A 12,791-nucleotide genomic window follows, 5' to 3' on the forward strand; every position below is an offset into this window, starting at 1 on the left:
GGGGGGGGGGGGGGGGGGGGGGGGGGGGGGGGGGGGGGGGGGGGGGGGGGGGGTTTGGGGGGGGGGGGGGGGGGGGGGGGGGGGGGGCGCCCCCCCCCCCCCCCCCACCACCCTGGCCGAGCGGCCGTACGGGTCAGGCGATCGAGAAGGTCACGACCGTCTGGTAGGTGTCCGCGAACATGAAGGGCGGGAGCTGGATCATTCCGGCGCCGCCGACGGCGAACTCACCGCCGGTCAGCTCGTCCCCGCCGGCGGCCTGGGAGGCCACCTTCATCGGGACGTCGGAGATCGCGCCGGGCGTGCCCGCGGTGCAGGTGCTCGGGCTGTCCGGGTTGGTCACGGTGCAGGACGGCTGGATGCCGATCTGCGCCTTCGCCATCGAGTGGCCGGTGGTCTGGTTCAGGAACGGCGTACGCGTCGCCGTCACGTCCCAGCCGAGCGAACCGCCGCGGAAGTCCTGGACGGTCGCGGCGTTGAAGACGCCGACCACCGACTGGGCCTTGCCGTTGATGGTGACCGCGCCGAAGCTGACGGCCGGCTGGCCGTCCTTCGGGCCGAGGGCCAGCGGGCCGGGCAGGACCTCGACGTCGACCGGGTTCTTCACACCGGCCTGCTCCTCCAGGAACACGAAGGCCTTGTACGGGGTGATCGAACCGTCGATCCTGATCGCGTCGGCCTTCTTGGTGACCGTGATGTTGCAGGTGGCCGCGCCGGACGCGTCGGCCGTGCCCGCACCGGTGTCACCGGTCACCGCGCCCGCGAGCAGGGCGGAGCAGGTGACGGCGCCGGCCGGGAAGTTGGCGCCGGTCACGGCGACGGCGGTGCCCGCCGGGCCGCTGTTGGGCGTCAGCTTCGTGGTGACCGGGTCCTTGGGCAGGGCCTCGACCGCGACCGAGCCGAGCGAGGCGCTCGGGCGCGGCGCCGGGGTGCAGGTGGTGGTGAAGACCGAACCGGAGAGGTCCGCGTCGGTCACCGCCAGGTCGAGGGCGACCTGGACGGTCGTGCCCTCGGTGCCGTCCGGGATCTTGATGGTTCCGGAGAACGCCTTGGGGTCGAGCGGCTGCCCGGCGATGACCGAGACGGTCTCCGGCGGGCTGGTGACCACCTGGGTGGTGGTCCCGACCTTGAGGGTGATCTTGGAGGTGTTCACCGTGGTGACGGAGAACCCGGGGATCAGCGGGCTCGCGCCCGGGTCGATCGTGATCGGGACGACGTCGCCGGCCTTGGCGCCGTCGGGCAGGGTGACCGTCCAGTTCTGGTTGCCCGAGCCGTCCGGCTGCGGCGCCGGGGCGTCGCAGTTCTCGAAGACAGCCGTGGTCTTGGTCGCGGCCTGCGCGGATCCCGTCAGGGCCACCACGCCGCCCGTCAGGGCCAGAGACAGGGCTCCCGCCCCGGCCAGCACTCTTCGTCGATACGTTCTCGTACTCACTGGGTCGCGACTCCTTCGTCATGACGAACCCCTCCCCCCACCCGCTGTGTGGGGGAGGCCGAGCCGGTGCGGTGGCCGATATTGACGCGTCGCCGTGATGAGAAGTCAATGACTTGCTTTCGCCCGAAGCACACAGAAATTGATGGGCCATCAGGGAGAGTCTGATGGCCCATCGGATACCGACCGGTCGGGAGCCGGGGGAGGGGAGGTACTAGCGTCCGGTGGGGGTGTGGAGCAGCAGGTTCGGGGTGCCGGCCGGGAGCCCGGTGATCCGGTCGGACACGGCGCTGCGCAGCAGTTCCTCGGTCACCTGCGCCGGGGTGCGCGCCGTGCCGCGCGCCAGGATGAGAGCGGCCACCCCGGCCACGTGCGGGGCGGCCATCGAGGTGCCGGAGGCGCGGGCCGTGGCGGTGGTGGAGTCCTTCCAGGCCGAGGTGATGCCCACGCCCGGAGCCGAGAGGTCCACACAGGGGCCGTGGTTGGAGAACGGCGCCCGCCGGTCCTCGGCGTCGGTCGCGGCGACCGTGATGGCCTGGGGGACGGAGGCCGGGGATCCGCCGCAGGCGTCCTTGCCTTCGTTCCCGGCGGCCGCGGTGAAGGTGATCCCGGCGGACACGGCCCGGACCACGGCCGTGTCGAGGGCGTAGCTGCGGGTGCCGCCCATGCTCATGTTGGCCACGGCCGGGGTGGCGGGAGCCTTGGAGGCGTCCTTCACCACCCAGTCGAGACCCTTGAGGATCGCCGACAGGGACGCGGAACCATGGCAGTCGGCCACCTTCACCCCGACGAGCGAGACCCCCTTGGCCACCCCGTACGTCTCCCCGCCCACGGTCGCCGCGACGTGCGTGCCGTGGCCGCTGCAGTCGCGGGAGCTGCCGAGGAACACCGCGTTGTAGCCGAATCGGGCGCGGCCGCCGAATTCCAGGTGGCTGGTGTTGATGCCGGTGTCGACGACGTAGACGGTGACGCCCCCGGCCCTGCCGGGGTACGTGTACGAGCCGTCGAGCGGGAGTTCGCGCTGGTCGATGCGGTCGAGGGACCAGGGCGCGGGAGCCTGCGGCGCCATCAGCGGTTCGGGGGTGTCGGTGGCTCCGGGGGTGTCGGTGGTGTGGAACTCCGTGTCCGGCTCCACCGAGGCCACCCGGGGGTCGGCGGCCAGGGCGGCGGCCCGGGCGGCCGTGGTGCGGACGGCGAAGCCGTTCAGGGCGGCGTCGTAGACGGCTCCGACCTCGTCGCCGGCGTCCACGGCCGCGGCGGCCAGGGCGCGCGTCGGGGCGCGGGAGGTGGTGTCCTTGAGGACGACGACGTAGGGGGCGGTGCCGGAGCGGGGAGCCGGAGCGGCGCCCGTGGCGGGTGTGGCGCCCGTGGCGGCCGTGGCGGCCGTGGTGGCCGCCGCGAGGAGGGCGGCGGCGGGGAGGAGCGCGGCGAATGCGGTCATGCGGCCGATGCTCCGCGAGCGGCGGCGCGGGCGCGCGGAGGGTGCGCCGGGTGGGCGCACGACACGCCGCCGCGCGGGCGGATCCGAGCCCGGCCCGGTCCCGCGCCGCCGACCGCTCCGTCAGGCCGCGCGCCAGACCGTCATGTCCGCCATCAGGAAGCTCGGCAGTTCCCGCATCCACGGAGTCGACTTGAGTGTGAGCACGAGCAGCGCGATGTCCCCCGACTGGTGCTTGATGCAGAACTCGCTGCCCTGCGCCGCCTGGGACAGTGTCTGGCTTCTCGTGGGCCTGCCTCCGAGGGCGGTCCGGCAGGAGTCGAGGGAGCCGTGCGGCTCGCCCGACAGGAGGGTGATCACACTGGTGTCGCTCTCCAGCGTGCAGCCCACCTGCTCGCAGTCGAGGCGGAGGTCCCCGGCGCGATTGGCACGCTCGACCGGATCCTTGATGCCGACCGAGTTCTCCTCGTCCAGGCGCAACGAGGGGTACGGGACGGCCTTCGGGGGTGCGCTCGCGGACGGGCTCGGACTCGGGCTCTGGCTCGGCTTCGGAGCGGATCCGCCGGATCCGGCGGCTCCCCGGGTCGGGTCGCCGCTCGCCGAGCGGGCACCACCCGCCGGTGTTCCCTCGGCCGTCGGGGACTTCGCCCGGTCGCGCAGACCGTCCGCCGTCCGGTCGGCGACCACCCAGAGGGTGCCCAGCAGCACGGCGACCACCGTCACCGATGCGGCGGTGAGCAGCGCGTTGCGCCGCCGGCGCTTGCGCCGTTGCTCCGGTCCTTCCGGAGCCGCCGGCTCCGGAAGCTGCGGAGGCTGCCACACCTGGCTCATCGTGTGCGGAGAGCCGGGAGCCGGGGCGGGCGACGGAGCGGGTGCCGGTACCAGCTCCGGGGTCGGCTCGGGTACGGGCTCGGGCAGGGGCTCCGGGACCGTCAGCTCCGGTCCGGTCACCTCGCGCCAGAGCGCCGGGCCGCCGTCCGCGTCGGCGTCCTCGCCCAGTTGCGTCCGGCACCACGCCACGATCTCGGCGGGGGTGGCCCGCTCCTGCGGATCGGTGGCCAGGCACCGGGCGATCAGTGGACGCAGCTCCTGAGGCAGCCGGGACAGGTCGGGCGCGGAGTGCACGATCCGGTACAGCACGGTCGCGGAGGGGCCGGTTCCGTACAGCGGCTCGCCCAGCGCGGCGAACGCCGCCGTCTGGCCCAGCGCGAAGACGTCGGAGGCTGCCGTGACCTCATCCGCCGACGCCTGCTCGGGGGACATGTACTGCGGCGTGCCGATGGTGGCGCCCGTGGCGGTGTGCGCGGTGGTGTCGGACGCCAGCGAGATGCCGAAGTCGATGACGCGGGGCCCGTCGGCGGCCAGCAGCACGTTCGACGGCTTCAGGTCGCGGTGCACGATGCCCGCGCCGTGGATGGCCTGCAGGGCCTCGGCCACGCCCGCCATCAGCCACAGCACGGCGGACACGGGCAGCGGTCCGCGCCGGGCCACGGCCTGCGACAGCGAGGGCCCGGGTACGTAGAGGGTGGCCAGCCAGGGCGGCGTCGCGTCCGCGTCGGCGTCGATCAGTTCGGCGGTGTACGCGCCCCGGACCCGCCGGGCGGCCTCCACCTCACGGCGGAACCGCCGCCGGAACGCCGGGTCCTCGGCCAGTTCCGGTCGTACGACCTTGAGCGCCACCGGCCGCCCGCCCTGGGTGTGCGACAGGTAGACCCGGCCCATGCCACCCGCGCCGAGCCGCGCCGCGATGCGGTATCCGGCCACGGTGGACGGATCGTCCGCCCGCAGCGGCTCGAACACCTCGGTCGCGCTGTTCATCGGCCTCCCCCGATCCCCCGGTCAACCGATGGGCCGACCAGCGAACACCCTAAGCGCCGGGCCGGGGCCGGAGGTTGCCGGGGAGGCGGCCCGAGGAACGGCCGGGCGGGGCGGCGTCCGGACAGGACGTGACGGGGTGCGGGCGGCGTGACCCGGCTACGGGGCGAGGGGCCAGCCGCGCATCGAGAAGACACCCTCGTCACGGGCGCCGGCAGCGTCGTAGGTGGCCAGAGCGGCCTCGTTGTCGGTGTCGACCCCCACCCACATGCCGTAGCAGCCGCGGGCCTTCGCCTCCTCGGCGAGGGCCAGCGTCAGGTCGCGGCCGATGCCGCGACGCCGGTACCCCTCGTCCACGGAGAGCTCGTACAGGCACATCTCGGTGCCCTTGTCGGGGTGGCTCATCTCGATGCCGGAGACCATCCCGGCGGGCACGCCGTCGACGTAGGCGATGAGCATCAGGTGGCCCGGGGCGGCGAGGAAGCGCTCGGACCACTCCGTGCGGGCAGGCCCGTCGAAGAGGGGCTCGGCGGCGGTGAGCTCGGCGGGGGTGAGGGCCCGGCGGATGTCCATGGCGGCCACGATAGTGCGCAGATGACGGATGGTCAGCCGACGTGCGGCACGGCGTGGCGGCCGCGGCACACCCCCGCGCCCGGGGCGGCCCTTAGCCTGTTCGGGCTGTCGAAGAGTGCTGTCGAACCACTTGAGGGGGAGCATCGTGAGGAACGCCGTGGTCACGCCCGAGGGCGACCGGATCCGCTGGGTCGAGCTGGCGGGGGAGGAGCCGGCCCGGGTGTACGTGCACGGGCTCGGGTCCACCTCGCCCGCCTACTTCGCGGCGAGCGCCACCCATCCGCTGCTGGCGGGGCGGCGTTCGCTGCTCGTCGATCTGCTGGGCCACGGGCACAGCGACCGGCCCGAGGGGTTCGGCTACACCCTCGAAGCGCACGCCGACGCGCTGGCGGCCGCCCTCTCCGAGGCCGGAGCGGAGGGCGTCGAGCTGATCGCCCACAGTATGGGCGGGGCCGTGGCCATCGTGCTCGCGGACCGGCATCCCCGCCTGGTGTCCCGGCTGGTGCTCGTCGACGCCAACCTGGATCCGCAGCAGCCCGGTCCCGGTCCCGTCATGCCGGGCAGCAGCGGGATCGCCTCCTACACCGAGGAGGAGTTCCTGGCCGGGGGCTGGGCCGAGGTACGGGACAGGGTCGGCGCGCACTGGTGGTCCACGATGAGGCTGGCCGGCCGAACCGCCCTGTACCGAACGGCCGTCCACCTGGCCGCCGGCACCACGCCCACCATGCGTGAGCTGCTGCTGGAGTCGAAGATCCCGCGCACCTACCTGCTGCCCGAGGCGGACGGCCCGCTCCCGGGCGCCGAAGCCCTCCAGGCCTCGGGCGTGGCCGTGGTGTCCGTCCCCGACTGCGGGCACAACATCATGCTCGACAACCCGGACGGCTTCGCCCGGGCCACCGCGGAGGCACTGGCCCGCGACTGAGCGGTCCCGGCCCTCCCGGCAGGCCTGGCCCGCCCTGCGCGGCCCGCCTGCCCTGCCTGCCTGGCCGGCCGGGCGTGCGGAGTGGTCAGCCCTAGGTCCGGGGCGTGGAGGCGGCGCCGTCCCGGGGCCCCACGGAGCCCGGGGACGGGGTGCCGTCCGTCCAGGCGTAGACCCGCTTGCCGCGCACCACGACCTGGTACTGGTGGGCACCCCGGCACTCAGGCCGCACACCGTCCCGCAGGCTGCCCGGCCACCATTTGGCGTGCAGATCCGGGGCGGCGCCCACCGGCTTCGACGCGCCCGCGCCGCACTGGGGGCCGTCCAGCGGGGTCGCGCCGAGGGTGAACCGGATCAGCCGGGCCTCGCCGCTCGTGCGCACCCGTATGCGGACGTCGGTGGCGTCCTTGGGTATCCAGGACGGCAGGGCGAACGGCGCCTTGTCCCGCGTGGGGGCGTCGGCGGCGCTCGCGAAGCGCTTGCCCTTCTCCTTGTACACCTTGCTGTCGATCGTGTCGGTCACGGGGTTGGGCGGCAGATTGGGCAGCGCGAAGGCGGCGGTGGCGAGGACTCCCACGGTGGCTGCGGCGACGACGAGCGGGCGGCGGTTCATGCCTTCCAGTGTCGGCGGGCGGGCCCCCGCCGCGCGTCCCTCCTCAGGACGAACCGGAAGTGCGCCGCAAGTCCCATACGGACTCATACCTGGGAGGGTGTCGGGTCCGGTTCCGCCGACGCGCAGTAACCGCGCGGTGCCCGGGGGAGTTGGCCGGAGGTGACCCGTCCGCCCAGGCACCGAGGAACCCCATGCGCCGTCGCCGCCTCGTCCCCGCTCTCGCCACCGCCACCGCCACCGCGGTGCTCGCCCTCGCCCCGGCGGCCTGGGCGACCCCGCAGGTCCCGGCCGACAAGCCGCAGGTGCTGAGCCGCTGGACGCAGACCAGTGCCGCCAGTTACCGCGAATGGGCCGACGCCCGCGAGCACCGGGCCGCCTGGACCGCGTACGGCTTCGACTGGTCGACGGACCACTGCACCTCGTCCCCCGACAACCCCCTCGGCTTCCCCTTCGCGGACGCCTGCGCGCGCCACGACTTCGGGTACCGCAACCACCGCGCGGCAGGGCTGTTTCCGGCCGCCAAGACCCGGCTGGACCTGGCGTTCCACGCGGACCTGAAGCGGGTCTGCGCGCAGTACTCGGGCTCCCGCAGGAGCTCCTGCGACGGCACCGCGTGGACCTACTACCAAGCGGTGCGACTTCTCGGAATTTCCTAGGGATCACGGGGCCGATGCCGCCGCTGACGGGGACGCCCGATCAGCAGCACAGGACCGGGACGTGCTGGACCAGGTTGTTGCCGAAACCGCCCCGGTTCCAGGGCTGTTCGAGGGGCTGCGTGCCGCCCTCGGCGTCCGTGGCGCGGACGGTGAGCGTGTGGCGGCCCGGCGCCGCCGCCCAGTCACAGGACCAGGCCTGCCAAGCCCACCGGTGCGGCCCCGGCGGCGCGACCTCGGCCCGGGTCCAGGAGCGGCCCCCGTCGGCGCTCACCTCCACCCGTTCGACGGCCCCGTGGCCGGACCAGGCCCGCCCCTCCAGCCGTACGGGGCCGGGACGCACGACACGGGTGCGGGACATGAAGTCGGGGAATCCGGGCGGGACCATCAGGGCGCGCGGCGCGATCCGGGTGACCGGCTCGCCGGGGTCGTCCGGATCGTCGGCGGCCCGCCGGTAGCGGTAGGCCACGGCCTGCTGGAATCCGGTGAACGGCGCGTCGACGAGGGTGATCTCGCGCAGCCACTTGACGTGCGCCATGCCGTACCAGCCGGGGACGACCAGCCGCAGCGGACACCCGTGCTGCGGGGGCAGGGGCAGGCCGTTCATGGCGTAGGCGATCAGCACCTCGGGGTCGTCCCCGGTGGCGGCGGCCACCGGCAGACTGCGCCGGTAGTCCTGCTCGACGCCGCGTTCGACCCCGTGGTCGGCGCCCGTGAACACGGCCTCGACGGCGTCCGGCCGCACCCCGGCCCCGGCGAGCACCAGACGCAGCGGTACGCCCGTCCAGTCGGCGGTGCCCACCGCCTCGACCAGCCACGGCTGGCTGACCGGCCGGGGCGTCAGGCGGGCCCGGCCGTTGCCCGCGCACTCCATGGTGACGCGGTGGGTGACCGAGGGGAACGCGCGCAGGGCGGGGAGGTCCAGGGTCAGCGGGGTACGGACCCGGCCGCCGACGGTGAGGGACCATTCGTCCGGGTCGGCGGCGGGTATGTCGTAGTGGACCAGGACGTAGTGCAGTCCGGGCGGTGTGACCTCGTAGCGCAGGGCCTCCAGCGGAAGCCCGTGGTTGCGGGCCGCGAGCGCCAGCTCCTCCGGGCCGATGCCCTCACCGGGCGACGCGATGCGGCCCGGGGTGCTGACATCCTGCACCGACGCCTGCTCCATCTCCTCATGGTCGCGCGTGCCGCCGCTGCCGCGCCACCGCGCGACCGGGCACGGTCTACGGCGACCGGTCCGGTCTACGACGGCATCAGGTGGCGGGTGAACCAGTCGCGGGCCAGGCCGGCCACCTCGTCCAGGGCTCCCGGCTCCTCGAAGAGGTGGGTGGCCCCGGGGACGATCTCCAGCCGGTTCTCGCAGCGCAGCTCGCGCTGGGCCCGGCGGTTGAGGTCGAGCACCGTCGAGTCCCGGCCCCCCACGATCAGCAGCGTGGGGGCCCGTACGGCGGCGAGCCGCGCACCGGCCAGGTCCGGCCGGCCACCGCGGGACACCACGGCGCCGATCTCCGCGCCCGTCTCCCCGGCCGCCCACAGCGCCGCGGCGGCCCCGGTGCTCGCCCCGAACCAGCCCGTCGGGAGGGACTCGCGGCGTCGCAGCCAGGCGGTGGCGTCCGCGAGCCGCCCGGCCAGGGTCTCTATGTCGAAGACGTTGGCCCGGTCGGCCTCCTCGTCGGGCGTGAGCAGGTCGAGGAGCAGGGTGGCCAGGCCCGCCCGGTTGAGGTCCGCCGCCACCGACCGGTTGCGCGGGCTGTGACGGCTGCTGCCTGAGCCGTGCGCGAACACCACGACCGCCCCGGCGCCCTCCGGCAGGGCGAGGTCCCCGGCCAGGACGAGGCCGCCGGCGTCCACCTCGACCTCGGCGGCCCGGACGGGCGGGCGGGTGACGGGGTCGGCCGCCGCCCGCGCCAGCAGGAAGACGACCTCCTCGTCGGGGGTCTGGGAGAAGTCCTGGTACCACTCGCCCACGGCACGGAAGGCGTGCGGTGTGGCCAGGCACACCACCTCGTCGGCCGCCGAGCCCAGCCGGGCGACCGCGTCGGGCGGGGCCACCGGAACGGCCAGCACCACGCGGGCCGCGCCCTGCGCCCGTACGACCTCGCACGCGGCGGCGGCCGTGGCCCCGGTCGCGATCCCGTCATCCACGACGATCACGGTCCGGCCCTCCAGGGGCACCCGCGGCCGGTCCCCGCGGAACCTCGTGGCCTGCCGGATGAGCTCCGCCTCCTCGGCGCGCTCGACCGCCTCGATGTCCTGCGGTCCCAGACGGCCGCCGCGGACGATGTCCTCGCTGATGACGCGTACGCCGCCCTCGCCGATGGCGCCGAAGCCCAGCTCACGGTGGTAGGGGACGCCGAGCTTGCGCACCACGATCACATCGAGCGGGGCGCCGAGCGCGCGGGCCACCCGATAGGCGACCGGGACTCCGCCGCGGGGCAGGCCCAGCACGACGGGATCCTCCTCCTTCAGGTGCCGGAGCGCTTCGGCGAGCTTCTCGCCGGCCTCCGCGCGATGGGTGAACAGCACGATGGCTCACCCCCAACCCAGGGGAGACGGAAACCACGTACCCATCTCCTTCGACGCAACCGCATCCCCGGCCTTCCCGCAAGTCGGTCGGGGTACGGAGGTCAGGACGAGGCCAGGACGTGGTCAGGACGAGGCCAGGACGTGGTCAGGACGCGGCCGGGACCCGGCCGAAGAGCCGGCCCGCCAGGTCGATGCCCACGACCGTGCCCTCGGCGTCACGGCTGAACAGGCCGCGCTGCCCGGTCAGCCCGCCCTCCGTGACGACGTACTCGTCGCCGTCGGGGGACAGGAAGCCGATCGCGGCCGGCGGGAGGTCGTCGGGCATGTCGGCGTCGGACGCCTCGCGGATCTCCGGCTTGATCTCCACCGCCAGCGTGAGGCGGACCCCGTCGTCGGCGATGTCCACGTTCATGGCGTCGATGGCGTAGCGGCCCGCGACCTCGCGCGCCCGCGCCCCGTCGTAGGCGACGGGCTCCGGGTCCCGCTCCACCACGCCGAGGCAGCGCTCCAGCACCCAGCGCACCACGGCCTGGTTGAAGAGGTGGCCGTGCGGGCCGGCGTTGGCCAGCGAGACCACCGCGAAGTCCCGCTCGGGCACGATGAGCAGCTCGGCGGACTGGCCGTTGCCCGAGCCGCCGTGCCCGATCGTGCGGACACCGTCCACCTCGCGCAGGAACCAGCCGATGCCGAGGCCGTCGCCGAGCGTGCCGGCGCGCAGCGCGACCGTCTGTTCCGTCATGTGCCGCAGGGCCTCGGCGGGCAGTACGTCCTCGCCCGTACCGAGCTGGAAGCGGGCCCACCACAGCAGGTCGCTCACGGAGGAGGAGATGCCGCCGCCGGGGTTGTTGCCGCGCGCGCCCGCGCGCCAGGAGGTCCACGGCCGGGCGGGGCGCAGCTGCTCGTTCCCGCCGCCGGGGGTGTGACCGACGGCGAACCGCCGGACCATGATCTCGTCGAGGTCGAAGAAGGTGTTCGTCAGCCCGGCGGGCTCCAGCAGCAGCTGGTCCATGGCCTTCTCGAAGGGCAGGCCGGTGACCGTCTCGATGATCCGGCCGAGCAGGTTGTAGCCGGCCTGGCTGTAGGAGGCGCGGGTACCGGGCGGGGCGATCAGCGGCAGCTCGGGCAGGTGTGCCACGAAGCCGGCCAGGGTGTCGGCCTCGTCGCCGGTGAAGACGAGGTTCCACTCCAGGCCCGCGGTGTGGTTGAGCAGGTTCAGCACGGTGATCCGCTCCGCCGCGCTCTCGTCCGCGAGCTCCAGCTCGGGAACGTACCGGCGTACCGGGGCGTCCAGCTCCACCCGGCCCTCCGCGACCAGGCGCATCAGCGCGGTGGCGGTGAAGGTCTTGGTCACCGACGCCAGGTGGAAGAGCGTGTGGCCGTCGACCGGCTGCGGGTGGTCGAGGTTGGTCACCCCGTAGGAAGCGCAGGCTTCCTGACCCTCCATCAGTACCCCGACGCAGACCCCGGGAATGCCGAACTCCTTTGCGGTCGCCTCGACGAACGCGGACAGCTCGTCCCGTCGCATGCCGTTGGTTTCGTTGCTCATCTCAGGTCTCTCCTGGGGGTGCGTGCCTGGTCCTGCCCGACAGGAGGACGATGCGGCCACCCGCTGACGACCGGCTGACAGCCCGCTGACACCGGCCCGCGGCGGCGGTCTGCGGTCGGCCGACGGGGTCGGGACGAGCCGTGCGGCGGCGAGCGGTCCGGCGAGTTCGCGCAACTCGGCCTGCCGGCCCGTGCAGCCGGTCCACTGCGCCGGGAGTCGGCCCGGTACGGCGCTCGGCGTCCGGCCGAACTCGCCGCGGAGCAGTGTGAGACGGGTGTACGGCGTCTCGAACGAGGGCCCGGCGCGCGTATCCGCAGCTCGGCCGGCCGCTCGCTCGGCGGAAGCCCGGCCACGGCGGCCGGCAGCCCGCTGCGATCGGTTCGACCGCCGCGGCCTCGACCGGGCCGGGCGGAGCGACGCGCGCCGGGATTCCTTCGGCCGAGGTGGGGCGCCCAGCCCACCCCCGTGGGACTCGGCGCGTTCGAACTGTACAGGTCGGTTCATATGAACTCAACTGATCAGTTCAGGGGCTGCTAGGCTGGCGCCCGACCGGTGGGGGATCGGGTCGTGGATGCGAAGGCGAGCGGAGCGGTGATGGAAGAGACCCCGCGGGTGCCGACGGGCGACCGGGCCGCCCGCAAGCGGCTGGCGATCGTCAGGGCCGCGCGAACGGCCTTCGTGCGGGACGGCTTCAAGGTCGGCATGGACACCATCGCCGCGGAGGCCGGAGTCTCCAAGGTGACCGTCTACAACCACTTCGGCAACAAGGACGCGCTCTTCCTGGCCGTCATCGGGGACGCCCTCGAAGAGGCCCTGGGCGCGGCCGTCGAGGGCACCGCCGCCCGCCTGCAGGACATCGACGACCTCCGCACCGCGCTGGTGTGGACCGCCGAGGCCTGGGTGAAGGGCATGATCCGGCCCGACGTGATGGCGCTGCGCCACCTGGTGGTCAACGAGACCATCCGCTTCCCCGAACTGGGCCTTGCCTGGAAGCGGAGCGGCCCCGACCGGGTCCGTCCGGCCCTGCTCGACACCTTCGAGCGGCTCATCGCGGAAGGCCGCCTCGACATGCCTGACGTCGAGGTCGCCATCATCCAGTTCTACTCGCTGGTGCTCTACCCGCACCTGATCCACAGCGCCTACGGCGTGGGTCTGCCACAGGAGACCACCACGGCCCTGAGCGAGACCGGGGTGGACATGTTCCTGACGTACTACAAGTACCGCCCGGCCCTGGACGCCTAGGGCTTGTCCCGCAAACTGCCTGCTCAGGGCCTCATGGCATGAT

Annotated in this window: 11 protein-coding genes; 3 read left to right on the forward strand and 8 right to left on the reverse strand. The window is 74.0% G+C overall.

All coding sequences use genetic code 11. The features are described 5' to 3' along the window. Window positions 1–133: 133 nt before the first annotated feature. The 4 genes from ACZ4YL_RS04410 to ACZ4YL_RS04425 all read right to left on the reverse strand — a co-directional run bounded on the left by ACZ4YL_RS04410 (window position 134) and on the right by ACZ4YL_RS04425 (window position 5,252). A complete protein-coding gene (locus tag ACZ4YL_RS04410; RefSeq protein WP_468113667.1) occupies window positions 134–1,429 on the reverse strand; it encodes a hypothetical protein in 1,296 nt (431 codons plus the stop codon). Between the two features lie 211 nt (window positions 1,430–1,640). Next, on the reverse strand, window positions 1,641–2,867 hold the full coding sequence (locus ACZ4YL_RS04415) for a S8 family peptidase (protein WP_468113668.1): 1,227 nt from the start codon (window positions 2,865–2,867) through the stop codon (window positions 1,641–1,643). A gap of 120 nt (window positions 2,868–2,987) precedes the next feature. Continuing rightward, a complete protein-coding gene (locus ACZ4YL_RS04420) occupies window positions 2,988–4,682 on the reverse strand; it encodes a serine/threonine-protein kinase (RefSeq protein ID WP_468113669.1) in 1,695 nt (564 codons plus the stop codon). Between the two features lie 156 nt (window positions 4,683–4,838). Further along, window positions 4,839–5,252, reverse strand: a complete 414-nt coding sequence (locus ACZ4YL_RS04425; protein WP_468113670.1) for a GNAT family N-acetyltransferase — start codon at window positions 5,250–5,252, stop codon at window positions 4,839–4,841. Window positions 5,253–5,397: 145 nt separating this feature from the next. Between ACZ4YL_RS04425 and ACZ4YL_RS04430 the strand changes: the two genes are divergently transcribed. Next, complete coding sequence (locus tag ACZ4YL_RS04430; RefSeq protein ID WP_468113671.1) at window positions 5,398–6,174, forward strand: alpha/beta fold hydrolase; 777 nt, start codon at window positions 5,398–5,400, stop codon at window positions 6,172–6,174. A 91-nt stretch (window positions 6,175–6,265) separates the two neighbouring features. On the opposite strand, the gene ACZ4YL_RS04435 is transcribed toward ACZ4YL_RS04430, so the two are convergent. Beyond that, complete coding sequence (locus ACZ4YL_RS04435) at window positions 6,266–6,784, reverse strand: hypothetical protein (RefSeq protein ID WP_468113672.1); 519 nt, start codon at window positions 6,782–6,784, stop codon at window positions 6,266–6,268. A 191-nt stretch (window positions 6,785–6,975) separates the two neighbouring features. Between ACZ4YL_RS04435 and ACZ4YL_RS04440 the strand changes: the two genes are divergently transcribed. Further along, a complete protein-coding gene (locus ACZ4YL_RS04440; RefSeq protein WP_468113673.1) occupies window positions 6,976–7,440 on the forward strand; it encodes a phospholipase in 465 nt (154 codons plus the stop codon). A 40-nt stretch (window positions 7,441–7,480) separates the two neighbouring features. Here ACZ4YL_RS04440 and ACZ4YL_RS04445 read toward each other — a convergent pair whose 3' ends face one another. The 3 genes from ACZ4YL_RS04445 to ACZ4YL_RS04455 form a co-directional block, all read right to left on the reverse strand. Continuing rightward, window positions 7,481–8,602: a sulfite oxidase gene (locus tag ACZ4YL_RS04445; protein ID WP_468113674.1), complete on the reverse strand. Its 1,122-nt coding sequence runs from the start codon at window positions 8,600–8,602 to the stop codon at window positions 7,481–7,483. Window positions 8,603–8,676: 74 nt separating this feature from the next. After that, window positions 8,677–9,960 carry a phosphoribosyltransferase family protein gene (locus ACZ4YL_RS04450; protein ID WP_468113675.1) on the reverse strand — a complete coding sequence of 428 codons (1,284 nt, stop codon included), beginning with the start codon at window positions 9,958–9,960 and terminating at the stop codon, window positions 8,677–8,679. Window positions 9,961–10,105: 145 nt separating this feature from the next. After that, on the reverse strand, window positions 10,106–11,506 hold the full coding sequence (locus ACZ4YL_RS04455) for a serine hydrolase domain-containing protein (protein ID WP_468113676.1): 1,401 nt from the start codon (window positions 11,504–11,506) through the stop codon (window positions 10,106–10,108). Between the two features lie 567 nt (window positions 11,507–12,073). Here ACZ4YL_RS04455 and ACZ4YL_RS04460 point away from each other — a divergent pair. Further along, window positions 12,074–12,748, forward strand: coding sequence for a TetR/AcrR family transcriptional regulator (locus tag ACZ4YL_RS04460; protein ID WP_468113677.1), 675 nt, complete (start codon window positions 12,074–12,076; stop codon window positions 12,746–12,748). Window positions 12,749–12,791: the final 43 nt, after the last annotated feature.

Source organism: Streptomyces sp. NPDC030021 (assembly GCF_055574035.1).